Origin of the sequence: Marinomonas foliarum (assembly GCF_003337275.1) — a bacterium.
In the GTDB taxonomy this organism is placed as follows: domain Bacteria; phylum Pseudomonadota; class Gammaproteobacteria; order Pseudomonadales; family Marinomonadaceae; genus Marinomonas; species Marinomonas foliarum.
Genome location: NZ_QPJQ01000010.1, coordinates 98,158 through 115,960, shown reverse-complemented (window position 1 = coordinate 115,960; position 17,803 = coordinate 98,158). Strand labels below are relative to the sequence as shown.

Genomic DNA, 17,803 nt, shown 5'->3' with positions numbered 1-17,803 from the left:
GAAGTGTTTAGGGTTCAAGCAACCAGCCGTAGTGTTTAAAGAAATGTGCTTAGTTGCTTGAAGTGAAAGTGTCGCACTTCGGACTTGAATTCAGGAGTATTCTCATATGGCTCTCCATTTAATTGAATAGATCAGTATGGACGCAACAATTATTACGACCACACTGATTTAGAAGTAATTACATATTTTTGATTTTTGCAGCTGCAGCGCGAAGCTCAGGCAACATTTTACTTTTACGAGACCAAGTTTCTTCCCATACCTTGATAGCATCACTGAAGTCATCTGCATTACCTTCTGTAATAGTGATATCAAGATTGCGCATCTCTTTTTCTTGGTATTTTTCTTGGTCTTGGAAGCGACCTATTATGCCGTCTAGCTGGTCTTTCATATTGGAACGAATCAAGGCTTTATCTTCATTGCTTAGCGTTTTCCATACTCTCCCTGAAACAACCCCGACCATTGGAAACATCATATGATTTGAGATCATTAGGTTGTTAGCCTGCTCGTAAAACTTGAGGATCAATATAGAGTCAAAATCCATATCTATGGCATCAACTTGACCATTTGCCAATGCATCGTATACCGCTGGCAACGGCAATGGTGTTGGCGCGGCACCAATCGCATTATAAAAATCACGAATAGGTTCAAATGGCGTAATACGTATTTTTTTTCCTTTCAGGTCTGATGCGTTATCGATAGGGTCGCGGCTTAAAACTTGACGCAAGCCTGCCATCCCATAACCAATACCAACCACACCTAAAGATCCTGGCAGTTGATCAAGCATCTTTGTCGCAGTTTCTGACTGAAGTAGTGCTGCTGCTTGATCGATATTATCTACCAAATATGGCGCATACAGCGCTCCAAAGTCTGGGACTCGATTGGAGACTTCTGCAATGGACAAAAAAGCCATATCCAAAGCGCCAGTCTGTAATTGTTGGACCATTTGAGCTTCATTACCTAGCTGACTTGATGGAAAAACAGTCACACTATGCTCACCATTCGTCTCCTGTTTAAGAGCGTCGCCAAATGCTTGGGCAGATTGTGTCCATATATGGTTTGCAGGGGTAATTAGTCCTAACCGAAAATCTCGAGCCTCAGCCATCAATGGCTGAATTGACAAAGTTATTGCGCCTGCGGATATTAAAGCAGCGTGTATTATATTTTTCATGTATGACTCCTAGGTATCTATTTTCACCAAAGTTAAATCAATAGTATTGAGATGTGTAACGAGACCTTTCAATGTAAAAAACATCCACTAATTAGTGCTATTTTCATCATTTATTTAACCATTGCTTTATATATAACAGCCAATTAGATAAAGAAAATATCCAAATAGTAGAGAGCACCTATCCACAAAGTAGAAATAATGGATATAAATGATAGGAAGCAAGATGAAACTGGGAAATGAAAGCCATCAAAAAAGAGGGCTCCGCGAATTCAACTCCGATGACACCTTTATTTCAAGGGTTTTAAAGGCATAGCCAATGCTCCACAGACACAGCACTTCTTATTACTAGATTCTTTTTTATTCAATGATAAAAATCTAAAAATCAATTTTAAAATAAGCCAATCTTTATCCTTATGATAAACAAAACTAATTTTCCGGATAGCATTCATCAACAAACTGGATATTTCCAATATAAAACTAAGCCTATAACTAATAAACAATTAAATAACGTACTAGTGAGGCTTATTATGAGTACTACCACCTCTTCCCCACAGTGGCGAGATTATATTTCCCAGTGTTTGGATTTTCGCCCTGAAGAGTCTACATACCGTATTGCACGTGATATTTTTACAACACCAGAGTTATTCGATTTAGAAATGGAGCACATTTTTGAAAAAGTGTGGATCTATGCTTGCCATGAGAGTGAAATCCCAAATCCGCACGACTATGTAACGATGCAAGCTGGCCGTCAGCCGATGATCATAACACGCGACGGTAAAGGAAATTTGAATGCTCTAATCAACGCTTGCCAACATCGCGGCACAACGTTGACTCGGCTATCTAAGGGCAATCAATCTACTTTTACCTGCTCATTTCATGCTTGGTGCTATAAAAGTGATGGCCGTTTAGTAAAAGTTAAAGCACCTGGAGGATATCCAGAAGGATTTGACTTAGCGACTCGTAACTTGAAAAAAGCACGCATTGAATCCTATAAAGGCTTTGTATTTATCTCTTTAGATACTGAGTCCACTGATAGCCTAGAAGACTATCTCGGCGATACAAAAATATTCCTTGATATGATGGTGGCACAATCACCTACAGGCGAGTTAGAGGTTTTGCCAGGCAAATCTTCTTATAGCTATGAAGGTAATTGGAAGCTGCAAAACGAAAATGGTCTAGATGGATATCATGTCAGCACCGTTCATTATAACTATGTGGCTACTGTACAACATCGCAATCAACTAGACGCAGAAAAAGGCGCTGTTGAGACCTTAGATTACAGTAAATTAGGTGCCGGGGATGCCGAGACAGATGACGGCTGGTTCGCTTTCAAAAATGGTCACAGCCTATTATTTAGCGACATGATCAATCCAACGGTTCGTCCAGGTTACTCGGAAGTCATGCCTCGCTTAAAGGAAGAATATGGACAAGAAAGAGCCGAGTGGATGATGCATCGCTTGCGCAATTTAAACCTATACCCTTCTTTGTTTTTCATGGATCAAATTAGCTCTCAACTTCGCATTATCCGTCCTGTTGCCTGGAATAAAACCGAAATTATTAGCCAGTGCATTGGCGTTAAAGGTGAATCTGCTGAAGCCAGAGAAAGTCGCATCCGTCAATTTGAAGACTTTTTCAATGTGTCAGGTATGGGAACTCCAGATGATTTGGTGGAATTTCGCGAAGCACAACGAGGCTTTCAAGCTCGTCTCGAGCGTTGGAATGACATCAGTCGTGGTTGCCATGCTTGGCAATATGGACCAACTAAAAACTCTGAATCGTTAGGTATTCATCCAGCTATCACAGGCACAGAATTCACTCACGAAGGGCTATATGTCAATCAACATGGCAATTGGCAGAAGCTTATTCTTAAAGGCTTAGAAAAAACTGAACTAAGCCTAAAGGAGGTATAAAAATGACTACACTTCAACATGAGATTGAACAGTTCCTATATGAACAAGCGGCTCTATGTGACCGTCGTGATTGGGATGCTTACCTAGATACCTTCACGGAAAGCAGTGAGTTTTGGATACCCCAATGGGAATCTGAATACAAGTATGTGTCTGATCCTAAAATAGGTATGTCTTTGGTCTATTATGCCAACCGCTCAGGGTTAGAAGACCGCATCTATCGTCTTCGCACAGGTAAATCTGCAGCATCTAACCCCCTGCCTAGAACTCAACATCAAGTTAGTAATGTTCGTATTCAAGAGAAAACAGACAATACATTAGACGTTTTATTGGGATGGCAAACAAATTACACCCGCTTAGGGCAAACTGAAATGCTATACGGTGAAGCGACACTCACCTTAGTTAAGGTAGAAGATAGTTGGAAAATTCAGCGTAAATTCGTTGTTGTGTTCAATGACATCATTAATTCAGTCATGGATTTTTACCACGTTTAATTTTCTTGCACGACCAACGAAAACCACAAGCTTCACCGACTACCACAACCGCGGTCGGTGAAGCCGATGTTCTGGAGATCTCATTATGAATCATCGAGTCGCAGTCAGTTTTTCCGATGGACAGACTGTATTTTTTGAAGCAAAACATAACGAAATATTGCTAGATGCAGCATTTCGTAACGGATTAACACTACCTGTAGATTGCCGCGAAGGGGTATGTGGCACGTGTAAAGGCTTGTGCGAATCTGGTAAATACGAACAAGATTATGTTGATGAAGATGCATTAAGTGAATCAGACCTGAACGCTCGACATATCTTATCTTGTCAGACACACATACTTTCGCCTTCTTCATTCTACTACGACATTGATTCGACCCTTTGTTCGAAGAACCAACTCCGCCAATTCCAAGCCCAGATAACGGATATAGAACAAGTCGCTGACTCATCAGCCAACTTACATTTAGAAGTAATGAATCAGGATATCAATCTTGATTATTTAGCAGGTCAGTATGCTCGTATAAAAGTACCGAACGATGACGTTTGGCGCTCGTACTCTTTTGCAACATCAAGCAGTGGTGAAACAAACCATTTACAATTTCTTATTCGCCTACTACCTCAAGGTGCAATGAGCGACTATGTCCGTGATCGTTGCAAGATTGGGGACACATTGACGCTTGAAGCACCAATGGGCTCCTTTTATTTACGAGAAATACAACGCCGACAAATTTTTATTGCAGGTGGAACAGGCTTATCTGCATTTTTAGCAATGCTGGACGAAATAGTAGCGTTAAAAGCCAGTAGCCCTACTCTTGAAACAACGCCTATTGAACTGTATTACTGTGTCAATAACGAACGTGATCTGTGTGAAATAGAGCGAATTGATCACTATAAAACTCAACTTTCAAACTTCCATTATCAACTTGTAATTAGCAACCCTAGTGACAGTTATGAAGGTAAAAAAGGCTTAATCACTGAAGCATTAGACTCTGACAATCTTAAAGAAAATGCATTCGACATGTACATTTGTGGGCCACCTCCTATGATAGAGGCGATCAAGTCTTGGCTGCAAACTAACAACATTGAAAATGGTAAATTATATTTCGAAAAATTCGTTGCTAGCAACAATTCATAATTGCCCTAAAAACATCCCCATTGCTTTATCCTCCCTATTTTTGCACCAAAGCTGTTCGCTACATAGTTGCTAGATCTAGGGGGGACTATTGCAAGAACAACAGTCGACTCGAAAACATCCGTTAAGAAGTCATGTCAAGGTGTGAACACAAGGTATAGAGATCAAAAAAACACTTTGATTTTTCTTATTTCTATCGTCATCGCCCCTTATTTCTTGAAAACTCTACCTTTCGCTAATCTTCACTTTTTTAATGCTATATGCCGAAAATGGCATAGAATTTGTACGGTAGAAAGCATTATATAAAGAGACTAAGTTCACAGGTTTGAGCTTAGTCATCAAAAATAAAAATCACCGTCCAGAAGTAAGAGTTATCTTCGGGGAACGTTATGCTTAAAGAAACTAATAAACTTGAATCACACTGCTCTACAGCAAAAGATGCCAAATTATGGATGGACAGTATATGTGGTCCACATGACTTAGATGTATATGGACATTCAGACTTAAACTTTCATCACAAAGGTAATCGATTTCCAGAATTAGGAATTGTAACTGGTTTTCTTTCTTATGGATGTGATGTGGCTATTAATATCAATCCTGAAAACAATCTAAAAGGCTATAGCATTAGCCTTCCGGTAGCAGGACATCAAACACTTCGTCACGATGGTTTAGAATTATATTCTGATGAAAATCAGGGCCTTATTGTCTCCCCAGCTTCACAACAAGAGCTAAACATAAGTTCTAACTGCCAAAAGTTTCAGCTTTTAATTCCTTCTAAATCAGTGGCCTATGTCGCCGAAAAAATCATCGGTAAAACTATTCAACAGCCAATCCAGTTTGATGCGAAAATGGAACTCATACGCCCTGAAATGAAAGCCTGGTGGTGTATTGTTCAGCAAACAGCAAAACACTGGCAGACGATGCAGGCACTCTATACGCAACCACAGATGATGAAAGATCTCGAGTTCTCGCTCATAAAGGGACTATTACTTTCACAACCTAATAATATCAGCAAGCAATTTCGAGACAGCTTATCAGCACCCTCCAATGATTCTATTCCGGCTTACTTAATACATGCCTGTGAATGGATGAAAAAAAATGCCTCAGAGCGAATATATATTGAAGAAATTGCCAAACATACTGGCGTAAGCAAATTTATTCTTTTTGCAGGCTTTCGCGATTATTTTAACGACACACCATTGGGTTGGTTAAAAAAATATCGGATGAATAAAGTGAGACTCGCTTTATTTGATTCAAATAATCGAGAAAAAATATCTAATATCGCAATGGAGTGGGGATTTACTCATTTTGGCCGATTTTCACAGCAGTACCAAGAATATTTTAACGAGTTACCTTCTGAAACCATTAATAATGCACGGAAAAATAAATGAAATTTAAATTTCCAGTGAGCATCTTGATAAACTATCCTCAACCGTTTTTAGGATAACTCATCGTACTTTTTAAGGTGGCCTTATTGCAGAGAAAACGCATAAACACATTTGATCAGTTAATACAACATTTGCATTTAATACATGTTTTATCGATGATCAAAGAAGATATTCATCTGCTCATTTATCGATTAAAAAATAAGGCTGTAGAAGTGTTAGAGCCGATTAGCGAAAACTAAGAATAGTAAAAAAAGACTCCCGATCTTAATAAGACAGGGAGTCTTTACGTTTATTTAATGAAATACGATCCTAAGCAACTTCATCCCACTCAGGAAATGGATCAGGTAATGTTGCCCATGCCGCTTTACCGGCGAGAAGCTCTTGCTCACTTAATAAGCAACCATCTAATGCCTCAATGACAGCCTCTTTATTCAGATTCTGACCAATAAACACCAGCTCCTGACGCATGTCACCGAAAGGCTCGACCCATTGATTGGCTATCGATTCAAGGTATTCTGGATCTTGTGGCCATTTGTCTTTGGGAACCGCCTTCCAAAACATGCCTGCAAAACCATAATGTGCAATACCACCCGCCTGACTCCATTGCCCAGCAAACTCGGGGCGAGTTGCTAACCAAAAGAATCCTTTCGAACGCAACAGCTTTCCATAAGCTTCTGTTCCATGAAGAAAGTCAAAAAATCGCTGGGGATGAAAAGGTCGTCGAGCCAAATAGGAAAAACTGCCAATGCCATACTCTTCTGTTTCGGGTACATGCTCACCACGCATTTCTTTTAGCCAGCCAGCTGCTTGCTGTGCCTTTTCAAAGCTAAATTTACCTGTGCCTAGCAAGCGCTTAGGCTCTATTTTGCCTTGATGAATGGGGATAATTTCCGCTTCTGTATTGAAACTACGCAGGATGGATTCTAATTGCCGCAATTCTGCTTCGCTCACTAAGTCGGTTTTACTGATCAAAATAATGTCGGCAAACTCGACTTGATCAATCAACAAATCCGCCACGCTACGTTCATCTTCCTCACCAAGTGACTCACCCGTTTCCTGCAACGAGGTAGCCGCTTCATAATCCTTCATGAAATTTACCGCATCAACAACCGTAACCATGGTATCAAGACGCGAAATATCCGATAAACTCACGCCATCCTCATCCGCAAATGTAAAGGTTTCTGCAACAGGTAAAGGTTCAGAAATACCGGTTGATTCAATCACTAAGTAATCAAAGCTATTCGCCTCGGCAAGCTTTCGAACCTCTATTAATAAGTCTTCTCTTAGCGTGCAGCAGATGCAGCCGTTGCTCATTTCTACTAATTTTTCTTCACTGCGGTTTAACGATACTTCTTGTTTAATTGTCGCTGCATCGATATTGATTTCACTCATATCATTCACAATCACCGCGACTCTCAAACCATCGCGATTATTTAATATGTGACTTAATACCGTCGTCTTTCCTGCACCTAAAAAACCAGATAACACAGTCACCGGCAATTTGCTTTGTATAGCTGTCATGAATCTCTCCCACAAGAATCTATTAAAATGTTATGATATAACATCTCAATAGATTGAGATAGATGCCTTTTTAATGGAACATTCACAATAAAATAATGAACTAAGAAATAGACTTAAAACAGTCCTCTATTAGAGGGCTTACATAGAGGGTCAGAGCGATACACAGGAATAGATAATAAGCCGTTCAATCAGCGGTATTTGAAAGTAAATCAGGGTTGGTTATTAAATTTCTCACACCGTGTGCGTGATCTTCTTGGTAGATATTTTGACTATCGCACCAGTCTCCTACAGATTGAATATCAACCTTCGCGATTTTAGGACGAACATTCCATGTAACTTGAAAGGGTGAGGCTTTTGTATTGTAACTAGGTCCTGTCGTGGAACCTGCGTAAGTGACAGGGTCACCAGTGTGATTAGGAATTCCCGTTGCTTGATACAAACTATTTCGAACATCATGGGCTGTCAGAGCATTAAATTTCAGTGCCTGATCATCATTGACCAGAACATACACTTGAGCTTCTACTCGCAACTGAGGCATAGCTTCACCCTTGACGACACAAGCTGCTAAAGTCGGCCCTGGTTCAACCTCAGCACTGGAATACACATAGTGCACCTCAATAGTATCACCAGGGTAAAGCTCACTATGTTTGCCCTTGCAGATAGCACCATCCTTAACTGGCTTCAGCTCTTCCAGAGTAAGCTGACCAGAATAAACATAACCCGTTTGAAATCCTTGGCCGTCCCCATTCCCTGCATACTGAATAAAGTCTCCGCCCTTGTGTTCAGCATTTTTGTGAAAATGGATATTACATAGGTTCATCTTGTTCGATGCTGATGCTTGCGCGAAGGTTTGAGGGTTGCGTCCGAAGAGCTTATCTATATCCCTTGGAGATTGTGGCCCAACATCTCGTCCTATTGCGCTTTCTTGTAATGCTTGGCGCTGCTTCAAAATAACGTCATCTGACACAGCACCTTGATTCGCAGCAAATGCAGCGCCTGAAACTAAAGTTAAACCGACACCGCGAACAACATTAATCGCTTTCATAAATATCCTTAAATAGAAAACCCCTAATACATTTTTAACGCAGCGTTGGGACTACAAAGCCCAAAGAACATTCAATCCAAGCCTTTCATTGCTAATTTTTTGCACTTAACACCGCCTTAATTTACTTTCTCCTTAAATAATTCGAATTAATACGATATTTTTTCGCACCAAATAAAAAATGAGATTCCGCTATCTAGCATGGCGAAAGGATGAGATTGCAGATGACAAGAAAAAACACGACAATAAGAAATATATTTCTAAAAACTAAACAAAAAAGAGAACAAAATGCACTTAGATGATATAGATTTGCAACTGCTTGCCTTAATTCAAAGTGATGATAGTATTTCCACAGAGTCTATGGCTCAGCAAGTTGGCTTATCCAAAACCCCTTGCTGGCGACGCATTCAAAAACTAGAAAACGCAGGTTTTATCAAACGCCGTGTCGCGCTGTTAGACGCAGACAAACTTGGCCTTGGCGTATCCGTTTTTGTACAAGTGAAAACCAACCAACACGATGCAAGTTGGGCAGAAGAATTTGCCCGCGTCGTGGCAGAATTTCCTGAGGTGGTTGAGTTTTACCGCATGGCGGGAGAGTACGATTACTTATTACGAGTGCTGGTCAAAGACATTCCAGCGTATGACAAATTTTATAAACGATTAATTAGTGCCACCGCATTAACCGACGTCACCTCAAACTTTGCCATGGAGCAGATCAAGTGGACAACTCAGTTGCCCTTGCCTAACCCAAAAGAGTAAGCGGTGAACGAACAAGTGTATTGATGCGACCAGCCAAATGAGGAAAGAGTTATGTCCATTGCTGCCGCGGAAAAAAGCGCAATACCAAAGACTAAAGAACAAACTGATGCAGAGGCCCTACTTGCCCATATTCGCGACGGCATCATAGGTAAAGACACGCAAATAGACACGCCATTTGGCAAAAGAACACTCACTTACGCCGACTACACGGCATCGGGTCGCAGTCTCGATTTTATCGAAGACGCCATTCGCAATCATGTGTTGCCGCTTTACGCCAACACACATACCGAAGCCAACGCCACCGGCCAGCAGACCACCACTTTTCGTGAACAAGCTCGTCAGCAAATTCGAGAGGCAGTTAACGCATCGGTAGACGACTTGGTAATATTCTGCGGCAGCGGTGCCACCAGTGCGATTAACACCTTAATTAGCCAATTAGGCTTACGCCAACTTAATACCGAAGAAAAAGCCCAAACGACGGTCTTCATTGGGCCTTACGAACATCACTCCAACGAACTGCCTTGGCGCGAATTAGGTATTGAAGTGATTAGAATTCCTGAATCAAAAGACGGCGGCGTATGCTTAGTCACCCTAGAAAATCAGTTACAGGCGAATCAAGGTAAACGTCTGATTGGTAGCTTCAGTGCTGCTTCTAACGTCACTGGTATTTTATGCGATCAAGATGCCATCACAACCTTGTTGCATCGTTATAGCGCGCTGGCTTTTTGGGATTTTGCGGCCGCTGCGCCTTATGTCAAATTGGATATGAACCCAAATTCAGACCCAGCACGAGCCAAAGATGCGATATTTTTCTCTACTCATAAGTTCATCGGTGGCCCTAGCACACCAGGAATTCTAGTCGTCAAAAAAGCCATCATCGACAATCAAATACCAAGCCACGTGGGCGGTGGAACCGTGTCTTTTGTGACACCGGAAGACCATACATTTTTGCCCGTTGGCGAGCGCAGAGAAGAAGGCGGTACGCCAAGTATCATTGAATCGATTCGCGCTGGATTAGTTTTCCAACTCAAACAAGCGGTTGGCGAAAAAACCATCGAAGCACGTGAGCACGAACTAGTGCAACTGATAGATGAACATTGGCACCAGCATCCAAGTATAGAACGTCTTGGTCACGCTGAAGCAGAACGCTTATCGATCACTGCGTTTCGTATCAAAACCGAATTGGGTTATTTACATCATGGCTTTGTCACAGCCCTATTAAATGATGTATTTGGCATTCAAGTTCGCGGCGGTTGCTCCTGTGCTGGCCCATATGGCCACCAGCTTTTAGGCATAGACAAAACCGAATCTGAGCGCATTCAATTAGCATTGAAACAAGGTGAAAAACTCGTAAAACCGGGTTGGGTTCGCTTCAATTTGAATTATTTCTTAGACGATGCTGAAGCGACATTCATTCTAGACGCTATCGATTTTGTCGCCAAACACGGCACCACACTGTTGCCTTACTACGCTTATGATCAAACTACGGATTTATGGCGCTTCCAAGGACAATCCAACACGCCTAAGTCGCTTAACGAGCTATTGTTCTCGCAAACAAAAGTGCAACAACCAACAGCAGAACACAGCACAAGTTCAACTGAAGATAGAGATACTTATTTAACGAAAGCAAAAGAGATAGTCAAAGACTGCATGGCTGGAAAATACACCAAGCAACCACAGCCTTTTAACAAAGAGTTCAACGACATCAAACGCTTCGTGTTGGCTGAGGATTTTATTTAGTTAATACAAAATAAAAACGGCTACCATAAGGTTAGCCGCTTTTATAATTAAGTTTTCTTAGTCTACCTTATCTGATAGAACTTACACGCCACAAAGATGCACTTCTATACCAAGCTCTTTTGCAAGAGCCCCTTTCGCGCACATCGCACGCTCAGCATCCGCCTCGGAATGCGCATAAACAACTTGGATGTGGTTAGCTTTGTGTCGTGCCATCATTTGATCACGGCTCACACCTTTAAGTACGGCATTCATAATTGGCCATTCTGGGGTGGTAGATTGAGAGCGGCGAGCAACCTCTTCTTTGGGTAGATCAATCGCTTTACCACGACCAAGGTCCATATGAAGAGCACCTTGTTGGACATATATTCTTGACCAGATAATATTTCCTGCTTTCGCAATACCTCGTAAAGAACCGCCGCCAAATGGGAAATACATCAACGGTTGACGTAAACTCTCTGAACCTGCCCAACCACCTTCATGATGGGCTGGCGGTACAGCACCCGAAATTTCAAAAACCCAAACATAATCATCACTGCTACCAGTAGGATCAAATGATCCCCAGCGAATATCATGCAGAGTATTTTCAACAGGCTGCCCAAGCGCTCGATGCAAACGATTAATTAAAACACCATCTAACGCTGCGCACTCATCCACTTCATTAAAATGCACTATAGCTTGTCCTTGGCGAATAACACTTCCATCTGAACGCTTTACATCAGGGCGATCTTCATTATTTAGCATGCCTTCAGCTAAATCAGAAGCAGGCAGCAAATCCTTCAATCCTTGCTGATATTGAATACCTATGGCTTCACAGCCAAACTGATCAGCTAAACGAACAGATGCAATGTACATTTTGCATTGTCCAAGAACTTGCTCTTCCGTTAAATCTGTCTCAGGGTTTGGACCATAATGGAAAGTCATGCCTTTATCTAGCATCCATTGATACGCTTCGGCAGCTTCTTCATCAGGCACTTGCAATGTTGCATGATACAAAGTTGATTGTGACAACCTTTCTTTAAAAATGCCCATAGGCATGAGTAATTCATCAGGAATGATAGCGTTATACATTCCCATACAACCTTCATCAAAAACCCCTAAAATCACTTTATTGCAACGAATATCGGCAGCTATGTCTGCAACCAACTTATGATCTGCTTCATTTATAGTATTTTCGAATGCTCTGACGTGTGATGAATCATGAGTAATTTTTTTAGTACTCAACCATTCTTTGATGCCTTTTAAGAAAAAATCATCGTCAAAATTTTCCGACCAAATAGTAGAATAGTCCACCTTAGCTTTGGTCATAGAGGCATTAATATTCAGTAAGCCCACCAAACCTGGATACTGACCGGACCAATTAGCAACAGTCAAAATTGGTCCTCGATGAGTCGTTAAACCCGCTAATACATGATGCGAATACTGCCAAACCGCTTCTGCAACAATTAAGGGAGCATCAGGATCAATCGTTGCAAATATATCCATACCTTCACGCTGGCTTGCTATAAAGCCATGTCCAGCCGCTTTTTCTGGGTGCGCACGAACTAACTCATGCCCAAGATCTGCCAATACTTTGGTTAGCTTTGCTTCCATGGCCTTTTGTGTCGGCCAACATACAATATTGGCACCCTCTCTTAAATCACCACTAGCAACTAATATAATTTGGCTCATTGACTATTTCTCCTTTGTCATCATCATGGCGTTATACTCGGAATAATCGTCTTGCATCTTCCGAAACACCTTGTATTTATTATTGTGATAATTATTGATAGAACCTTGTCTTGGTTCGACCATATGACCTTGACCAGACATAACCTTCATTGCTTGCCTTAGATCAGTAAACTCACCCGCAGCAACAGCTCCCAACATGGCACAGCCTAATAACACTGGTTCTTGTTGATCTGGCACCAACACCTGACAACCTGTAGCATCAGCATGCTCACGAACATAAAGTACATTTCTAGCTAAACCACCACTCATAACAAGCGTATTTATAACCGCTCCCTGAGCGCGCATTTCTTCAATAATATGCCGTGTGCCATAAGCCAAAGCTTGTATCGTGGCTAAGTAGTCGAGTGCCAAATCATCAAGGTCTGCACTCATACCTAGCCCAACTACGGCACCTTTTCTCCAAGGGTCAGCCAAAGGAGAGCGGTTTCCATGAAAGTCAGGTTGCACATGACGAGTCGACGCTAAAAACGCCGTTTCCTCAGCCATACTAGCGAGTCTGTCTTCGATCAAATCGGAAATTCTTTTGCCTTGTTTTTTTAGCTTCAATAGCAAGTGGGACAGAGGCGCTATGACGAGCGACAACAGCGTCCATAAGTGCACCAGCTGCAGACTGACCGCCTTCTAAAGCCCACATATCAGGTAGGGTTACGCCGAAATATGGCCCCCAAACACCGGGAACAAAAATCGGCTTAGTATTAAAAGCAATATGACAAGTCGACGTACCTGCAATAACTGCAAGACGAGAGTCTATAGGCGATTCACCAATATCAAGCCCCAATGTCCCTAATGCACCAGCATAGGCATCAATTAAACTAGCGGATACCGCAATACCGGCAACCAAACCAAGTTCCGCTGCCGATTGTTCGCTCAGCACACCACAACGTTCACCCGGAACAGCGAGCGTTGAGCCAATAGAGGCATGTCCATCCGCAACTAAATCTTCCAGCCCTATGGAAGACAAAAAGTCATCGTCCCAACCTTCTCCAGCAAAGCCTTTGTGACCTAAATAGGTCCATTTACATACGGTTGAGCACAGCGAGCGCGTGAAACTATTGGTGGCCCGGTGAACTAACCAATCTGGCAAGTCCCAAAATTGAGCAGCACTTTTCCAGCTCTGTGGTAGTTCACGCTTCATCCAACGTAATTTTGGCAGCTCCATTTCAGGAGAAATACGACCACCAACATGCTTTAAAACCGAACCGCCAATTGCATTTATTTCATTGGCATCTTCTATGGCACGGTGATCCATCCATAACATCACGTTTTGGTGAGCCAAACCTGCTGGATCCACACTAACAGGCCCATCACTGGCATCAGTAACGACAAGAGAGCAAGTGGCATCAAACCCCACTCCCACTATTTCTGACGACGATATGTTGGCATCAGCTATCGCAGTTTTCGTCGCCGTACAAACTGCCTCCCATATGTCAGCACTACTTTGCTGTGCAAAGTCTTCTAGTGGACGATATGTTTCGATGGCTTGAGCTGACGTACTTTTTAAATTCCCCTCAGAGTCAAAAACTCCTGCCCTTGCACTGCCAGTACCGACATCAATACCAATAAAAAAGGTCATATTATTATTTTTCCTTATATATTTTTATATTCATCGAATGGGTTCCTGAAGCAAGCACAAAGTCCTTTTCTTCTTGAAAGCGCCACGGATCAGACAGTGTTATCGATGCGCTAACACTTGGCGGTAGCTCTACAACCCAACTCACTTCTTCTGGGTTGTCTTTATTCATTTCCCAATGACTTTTTATTAGGCCAGTGCATGCCTCATATTTCGCTTCGACGAACCCAATTCTTTTATCGAAGATAGGGCTCATTTTTACATTGGTATAACCAGGGGACGCCTCATCCCAGTCAATTCCAGCAAGTCGAGCCCAGACCCATTCACCAATAGCACCGTAGGCATAATGATTGAAAGAGTTCATAGCTTTACTTTGGAAGCCCTTCTCTGGCGTCCAGCCATCCCAGCGCTCCCATATCGTGGTTGCACCTTGCTTTATTGAGAATCCCCAAGACGGATATGTGTCTTTTAGCAGTAAATCGATCGCTTGAGTGGGAGAAAGGTAGTCGCTAATAACGGGGGCTAAATGACGTACACCAAGGAAACCCGTTTGCAAATGTCCATTGGAGCTCTTAAACAAACGAGCGAGATGCTCTGCAGCAGTAGGAACATGGCTTTGAGGTAATATTTTAAAATCTAAGGCTAATAAATACGCTGTTTGCGTATCACCAGATAATGAACCGTCCTCTAAAACAAACTGCTCTAGAAATACGTTTCTTAGCTTTTTCGACAGTGCAGACCAAGACGAGCTATCTTTATTTAAAGCTTTAGCCATGCTTGTCATGATATCTGCAAGATAGATCCAATAAGCGGTATTAATAAGCCCTCTATCTGTTTCATCGCCAACGGCTAACCAATCACCATAGTTGTTATGAACATCATTGACTCGAATACCATTAGGGTTTGTCGACTCAATGACTTTCATCCATTTAATAAATGGCTGCCAACATCGCTCTAACATATCTAGATCGGCGTAACGTAAATAATGATGCCAAGCTAAAATAATCGGTGCATCACCCCAAGCAGGCGCACCTGGCTGTGGCGTTAATCGATATGGGTTTAATGGTTTAGTAGGCGCAACATCGGGGAAAATGCCCTCTTCAGACTGACCATCAATAAGATCTTCCATCCATTTTTTAAGGAAAGCAGAGGTATCCATAAAATAGCCAGCGGTGCGCCAAAACACTTGAGCGTCAGCAGACCAACCATATCGTTCGTCGCGCTGAGGACAGTCTGTTGGCACGCTTAAAAAGTTCCCTCTCTGGCTCCAGAAAATATTGGATAAAAGCTGATTCAGCATAGTATTACCAGTGTTAATCTTCCCACTTACTGGTAAGTCGCTCTGAATAGCTATGGCTGTGACGCTGAGGTCTGAAACAGCTTCAGACAAACTAACGCCTGCATATTGAAAGCCATGAAAAGTAAAGTGAGGTTTAAAGTACTCAACACCACCGCCCTTACAAATATAAATATCTTCAGAAACGGCATACCGTAAATTTTCAGTGTATAAATCGCCTTTCTCGTCAAGTCTCTCAGCGTGTCTAATTCGTATTTCAGTTCCTCTTGGCGCTGACACTTTTAACTCAACATAACCCGCTAAGTTTTGACCAAAATTATAAATAAGTTCGCCTGAGGAAGCCTTTTCAACAGATGCTGCTTCAAGTCGGGCGACTTCTTTAACACCGTCCGCTCGACTCGCGTCTAATAATGGGGCATTTGGCTCAGGCAAATATACTTCAACAGGTTGCCAGTTATCCTCAGCATATTCCGATGTGAGCCAATCCACTAGCTCCAAACGTGCGTCATACATTTCCCCAGCCAAAAAGTCTGAGTAACAAATAGGGCCTTGCTTAGTGCTCCATTGATCATCACTAACGATTTTCTTAACGCTTCCATCGGCGTATTCAATGTGCAATTGGAACATTAGCCCTGGACGACCACCATAATGATTGCCTGCACGTCTTTGATTGTGCCCAACACGTCCAGAATACCAACCCTCTCCCAATACGGCGCCAATGACATTCCTTGAAGGTGCAATCAAGTCAGTAACATCGTAGCTTTGATACTCAACACGACGATGATAGTCGGTCCAGCCTGGCGCCATAACGTCATCACCAACTCGTATGCCATTTAGGTATAACTCATACAAGCCAAGAGCGCTGACATAAACAAACGCTCTAACTGGCACAGCGCTTAAGGTAAATTGTCGGCGCAAATAATCGGCTGGCCGAGCTTGGAAGCGGTTATCATAATGATTATCTTGTGGTATCTCTCGGCCTGCGGGCAAAACGAAATAGCGAGCTACCCATTGGGCTTGCCAGTCGTCTTCACCCAACCCAGTAAAGAAATGCGCTGGCTCAGAACGCCCTGCACTTTGCCCCTCTTCATCCCAGACTTGAACCGCCCACCAAATTCGCTGATCACGTAATAGTGGATTACCACCCCAAGTAACAAAACAGCAAACGTCTTTGATAACACCGCTATCCCAGACAGTTCCATTACCTTGGTAGACATTGTCTTTTGATTCACTAGCAATAATCTGCCAAGAACACATCCTCCCCTTACCTTTTAACCCCCAAGACAACACAGGGGACAATTGATTCAGGCCACGAGGTAATCTTAAACTCTCGCATTTTAAATTTTGAGCTTGAAGATAGATGCATTCCCTAGACATATTACAACTCCAAAGCTCGCTCTCTAGCATTACCAATATGATGATCCATTGCTTCCATTGCCGCATTTCGATCACGTGCTAACAGTGCATCGATAATTTTAATATGATCACCAAAGGCCGCAGGTAAAGTCAGAGAGTTCAATCGTATTCGATCTAACTTGATCAGGCGTATACGTATATTATTAATATCATAAGCGCCCATGAGTAACTCATTACGCGTTGATTGCATTAGCAATGAATGGAAGCCACTGTCTATTTCCTGCCCTCTGCGAAGTAACTCTTCTGATGAGCCCGCTTTTACGGCTTCAATAATTTCAAGGTGAAGTGCTTTTTGCTCTAGCAATACCTCTTCAGGCATTTTTTTCAAAGCATACAGAACAGCCTCTCTTTCTAACGCTGCACGCATTTGGAAAGCATCACGAATCATCTGTAAATCAATAGCAGGAATCATGATGCCTTTTTGAGGTAGCACCGTAATCAAATTTTCAGACTGTAACCTCGGCAAAAGCTCTCTTAATGCACCAATGGATAAATGCAGCATTTCAACTAATTCTCGCTGACTAACCATTTGTCCAGGTCGAAGTCGCCCGTCTAATAGAGCTTCTTGAAATTGTTCATAAGCCACCTGACGTATACGACCGTCATTGTATTTAATTGGAGCTGTCACTACTTTTGCATTCATT

At 42.2% G+C, this 17,803-nt stretch carries 14 protein-coding genes; 6 read left to right on the top strand and 8 right to left on the bottom strand.

Going from position 1 to position 17,803, the window contains the following annotated elements; genetic code table 11:
- Positions 1–178 precede the first annotated feature (178 nt).
- Positions 179–1,168, bottom strand: a complete 990-nt coding sequence (locus DFP77_RS07615) for a TRAP transporter substrate-binding protein (RefSeq protein WP_114411684.1) — start codon at positions 1,166–1,168, stop codon at positions 179–181.
- Between the two features lie 527 nt (positions 1,169–1,695).
- Between DFP77_RS07615 and antA the strand changes: the two genes are divergently transcribed.
- The 4 genes from antA (at position 1,696) to DFP77_RS07595 (ending at position 6,089) form a co-directional block, all read left to right on the top strand.
- Positions 1,696–3,078, top strand: coding sequence for an anthranilate 1,2-dioxygenase large subunit (gene antA / locus DFP77_RS07610; RefSeq protein ID WP_114411683.1), 1,383 nt, complete (start codon positions 1,696–1,698; stop codon positions 3,076–3,078).
- A gap of 2 nt (positions 3,079–3,080) precedes the next feature.
- On the top strand, positions 3,081–3,569 hold the full coding sequence (gene antB, locus DFP77_RS07605; protein ID WP_114411682.1) for an anthranilate 1,2-dioxygenase small subunit: 489 nt from the start codon (positions 3,081–3,083) through the stop codon (positions 3,567–3,569).
- 85 nt (positions 3,570–3,654) lie between these two features.
- Positions 3,655–4,701, top strand: a complete 1,047-nt coding sequence (gene antC / locus DFP77_RS07600; protein ID WP_114411681.1) for an anthranilate 1,2-dioxygenase electron transfer component AntC — start codon at positions 3,655–3,657, stop codon at positions 4,699–4,701.
- A gap of 386 nt (positions 4,702–5,087) precedes the next feature.
- Positions 5,088–6,089 carry an AraC family transcriptional regulator gene (locus DFP77_RS07595; RefSeq protein ID WP_114411680.1) on the top strand — a complete coding sequence of 334 codons (1,002 nt, stop codon included), beginning with the start codon at positions 5,088–5,090 and terminating at the stop codon, positions 6,087–6,089.
- A gap of 306 nt (positions 6,090–6,395) precedes the next feature.
- Here the strand turns inward: DFP77_RS07595 and zigA are convergent, their stop codons facing one another.
- Together zigA and DFP77_RS07585 are read right to left on the bottom strand one after the other, a co-directional pair.
- On the bottom strand, positions 6,396–7,607 hold the full coding sequence (gene zigA, locus DFP77_RS07590) for a zinc metallochaperone GTPase ZigA (protein ID WP_114411679.1): 1,212 nt from the start codon (positions 7,605–7,607) through the stop codon (positions 6,396–6,398).
- A gap of 184 nt (positions 7,608–7,791) precedes the next feature.
- Positions 7,792–8,652 (bottom strand): delta-class carbonic anhydrase, encoded by an 861-nt coding sequence (locus tag DFP77_RS07585; RefSeq protein WP_114411678.1) that lies wholly within the window; start codon positions 8,650–8,652, stop codon positions 7,792–7,794.
- A 285-nt stretch (positions 8,653–8,937) separates the two neighbouring features.
- Between DFP77_RS07585 and DFP77_RS07580 the strand changes: the two genes are divergently transcribed.
- On the top strand, positions 8,938–9,408 hold the full coding sequence (locus DFP77_RS07580) for an Lrp/AsnC family transcriptional regulator (protein WP_114411677.1): 471 nt from the start codon (positions 8,938–8,940) through the stop codon (positions 9,406–9,408).
- Between the two features lie 51 nt (positions 9,409–9,459).
- Complete coding sequence (locus DFP77_RS07575; protein WP_114411676.1) at positions 9,460–11,148, top strand: aminotransferase class V-fold PLP-dependent enzyme; 1,689 nt, start codon at positions 9,460–9,462, stop codon at positions 11,146–11,148.
- An 81-nt stretch (positions 11,149–11,229) separates the two neighbouring features.
- Here the strand turns inward: DFP77_RS07575 and DFP77_RS07570 are convergent, their stop codons facing one another.
- From DFP77_RS07570 to DFP77_RS07555, 5 genes are read right to left on the bottom strand one after another with little or no spacing between them, the layout of a single operon-like run.
- On the bottom strand, positions 11,230–12,816 hold the full coding sequence (locus DFP77_RS07570; RefSeq protein WP_114411675.1) for a fucose isomerase: 1,587 nt from the start codon (positions 12,814–12,816) through the stop codon (positions 11,230–11,232).
- Between the two features lie 3 nt (positions 12,817–12,819).
- The gene (locus tag DFP77_RS19660; protein WP_258861086.1) at positions 12,820–13,476 is read right to left on the bottom strand and encodes an FGGY-family carbohydrate kinase; all 657 of its coding nucleotides are present in this window, start codon (positions 13,474–13,476) and stop codon (positions 12,820–12,822) included.
- Positions 13,364–14,449 carry an FGGY family pentulose kinase gene (locus tag DFP77_RS07565; RefSeq protein ID WP_220235524.1) on the bottom strand — a complete coding sequence of 362 codons (1,086 nt, stop codon included), beginning with the start codon at positions 14,447–14,449 and terminating at the stop codon, positions 13,364–13,366. Before DFP77_RS07565 ends, DFP77_RS19660 begins: the two co-directional genes overlap by 113 nt.
- Before the next feature lie 4 nt (positions 14,450–14,453).
- The gene (locus DFP77_RS07560) at positions 14,454–17,120 is read right to left on the bottom strand and encodes a family 78 glycoside hydrolase catalytic domain (protein WP_181858514.1); all 2,667 of its coding nucleotides are present in this window, start codon (positions 17,118–17,120) and stop codon (positions 14,454–14,456) included.
- A gap of 1 nt (position 17,121) precedes the next feature.
- Positions 17,122–17,802 (bottom strand): GntR family transcriptional regulator, encoded by a 681-nt coding sequence (locus DFP77_RS07555; RefSeq protein WP_114411673.1) that lies wholly within the window; start codon positions 17,800–17,802, stop codon positions 17,122–17,124.
- Between the last annotated feature and the right edge of the window lies 1 nt (position 17,803).

Excerpts from the sequence above, each read along its gene's own strand:
- DFP77_RS07615 (WP_114411684.1), bottom strand. The coding sequence starts at position 1,168 with ATGAAAAATATAATACACGCTGCTTTAATATCCGCAGGCGCAATAACT.
- antA (WP_114411683.1), top strand. The coding sequence starts at position 1,696 with ATGAGTACTACCACCTCTTCCCCACAGTGGCGAGATTATATTTCCCAG.
- antB (WP_114411682.1), top strand. The coding sequence starts at position 3,081 with ATGACTACACTTCAACATGAGATTGAACAGTTCCTATATGAACAAGCG.
- antC (WP_114411681.1), top strand. The coding sequence starts at position 3,655 with ATGAATCATCGAGTCGCAGTCAGTTTTTCCGATGGACAGACTGTATTT.
- DFP77_RS07595 (WP_114411680.1), top strand. The coding sequence starts at position 5,088 with ATGCTTAAAGAAACTAATAAACTTGAATCACACTGCTCTACAGCAAAA.
- zigA (WP_114411679.1), bottom strand. The coding sequence starts at position 7,607 with ATGACAGCTATACAAAGCAAATTGCCGGTGACTGTGTTATCTGGTTTT.
- DFP77_RS07585 (WP_114411678.1), bottom strand. The coding sequence starts at position 8,652 with ATGAAAGCGATTAATGTTGTTCGCGGTGTCGGTTTAACTTTAGTTTCA.
- DFP77_RS07580 (WP_114411677.1), top strand. The coding sequence starts at position 8,938 with ATGCACTTAGATGATATAGATTTGCAACTGCTTGCCTTAATTCAAAGT.
- DFP77_RS07575 (WP_114411676.1), top strand. The coding sequence starts at position 9,460 with ATGTCCATTGCTGCCGCGGAAAAAAGCGCAATACCAAAGACTAAAGAA.
- DFP77_RS07570 (WP_114411675.1), bottom strand. The coding sequence starts at position 12,816 with ATGAGCCAAATTATATTAGTTGCTAGTGGTGATTTAAGAGAGGGTGCC.
- DFP77_RS07565 (WP_220235524.1), bottom strand. The coding sequence starts at position 14,449 with ATGACCTTTTTTATTGGTATTGATGTCGGTACTGGCAGTGCAAGGGCA.
- DFP77_RS07560 (WP_181858514.1), bottom strand. The coding sequence starts at position 17,120 with ATGTCTAGGGAATGCATCTATCTTCAAGCTCAAAATTTAAAATGCGAG.
- DFP77_RS07555 (WP_114411673.1), bottom strand. The coding sequence starts at position 17,802 with ATGAATGCAAAAGTAGTGACAGCTCCAATTAAATACAATGACGGTCGT.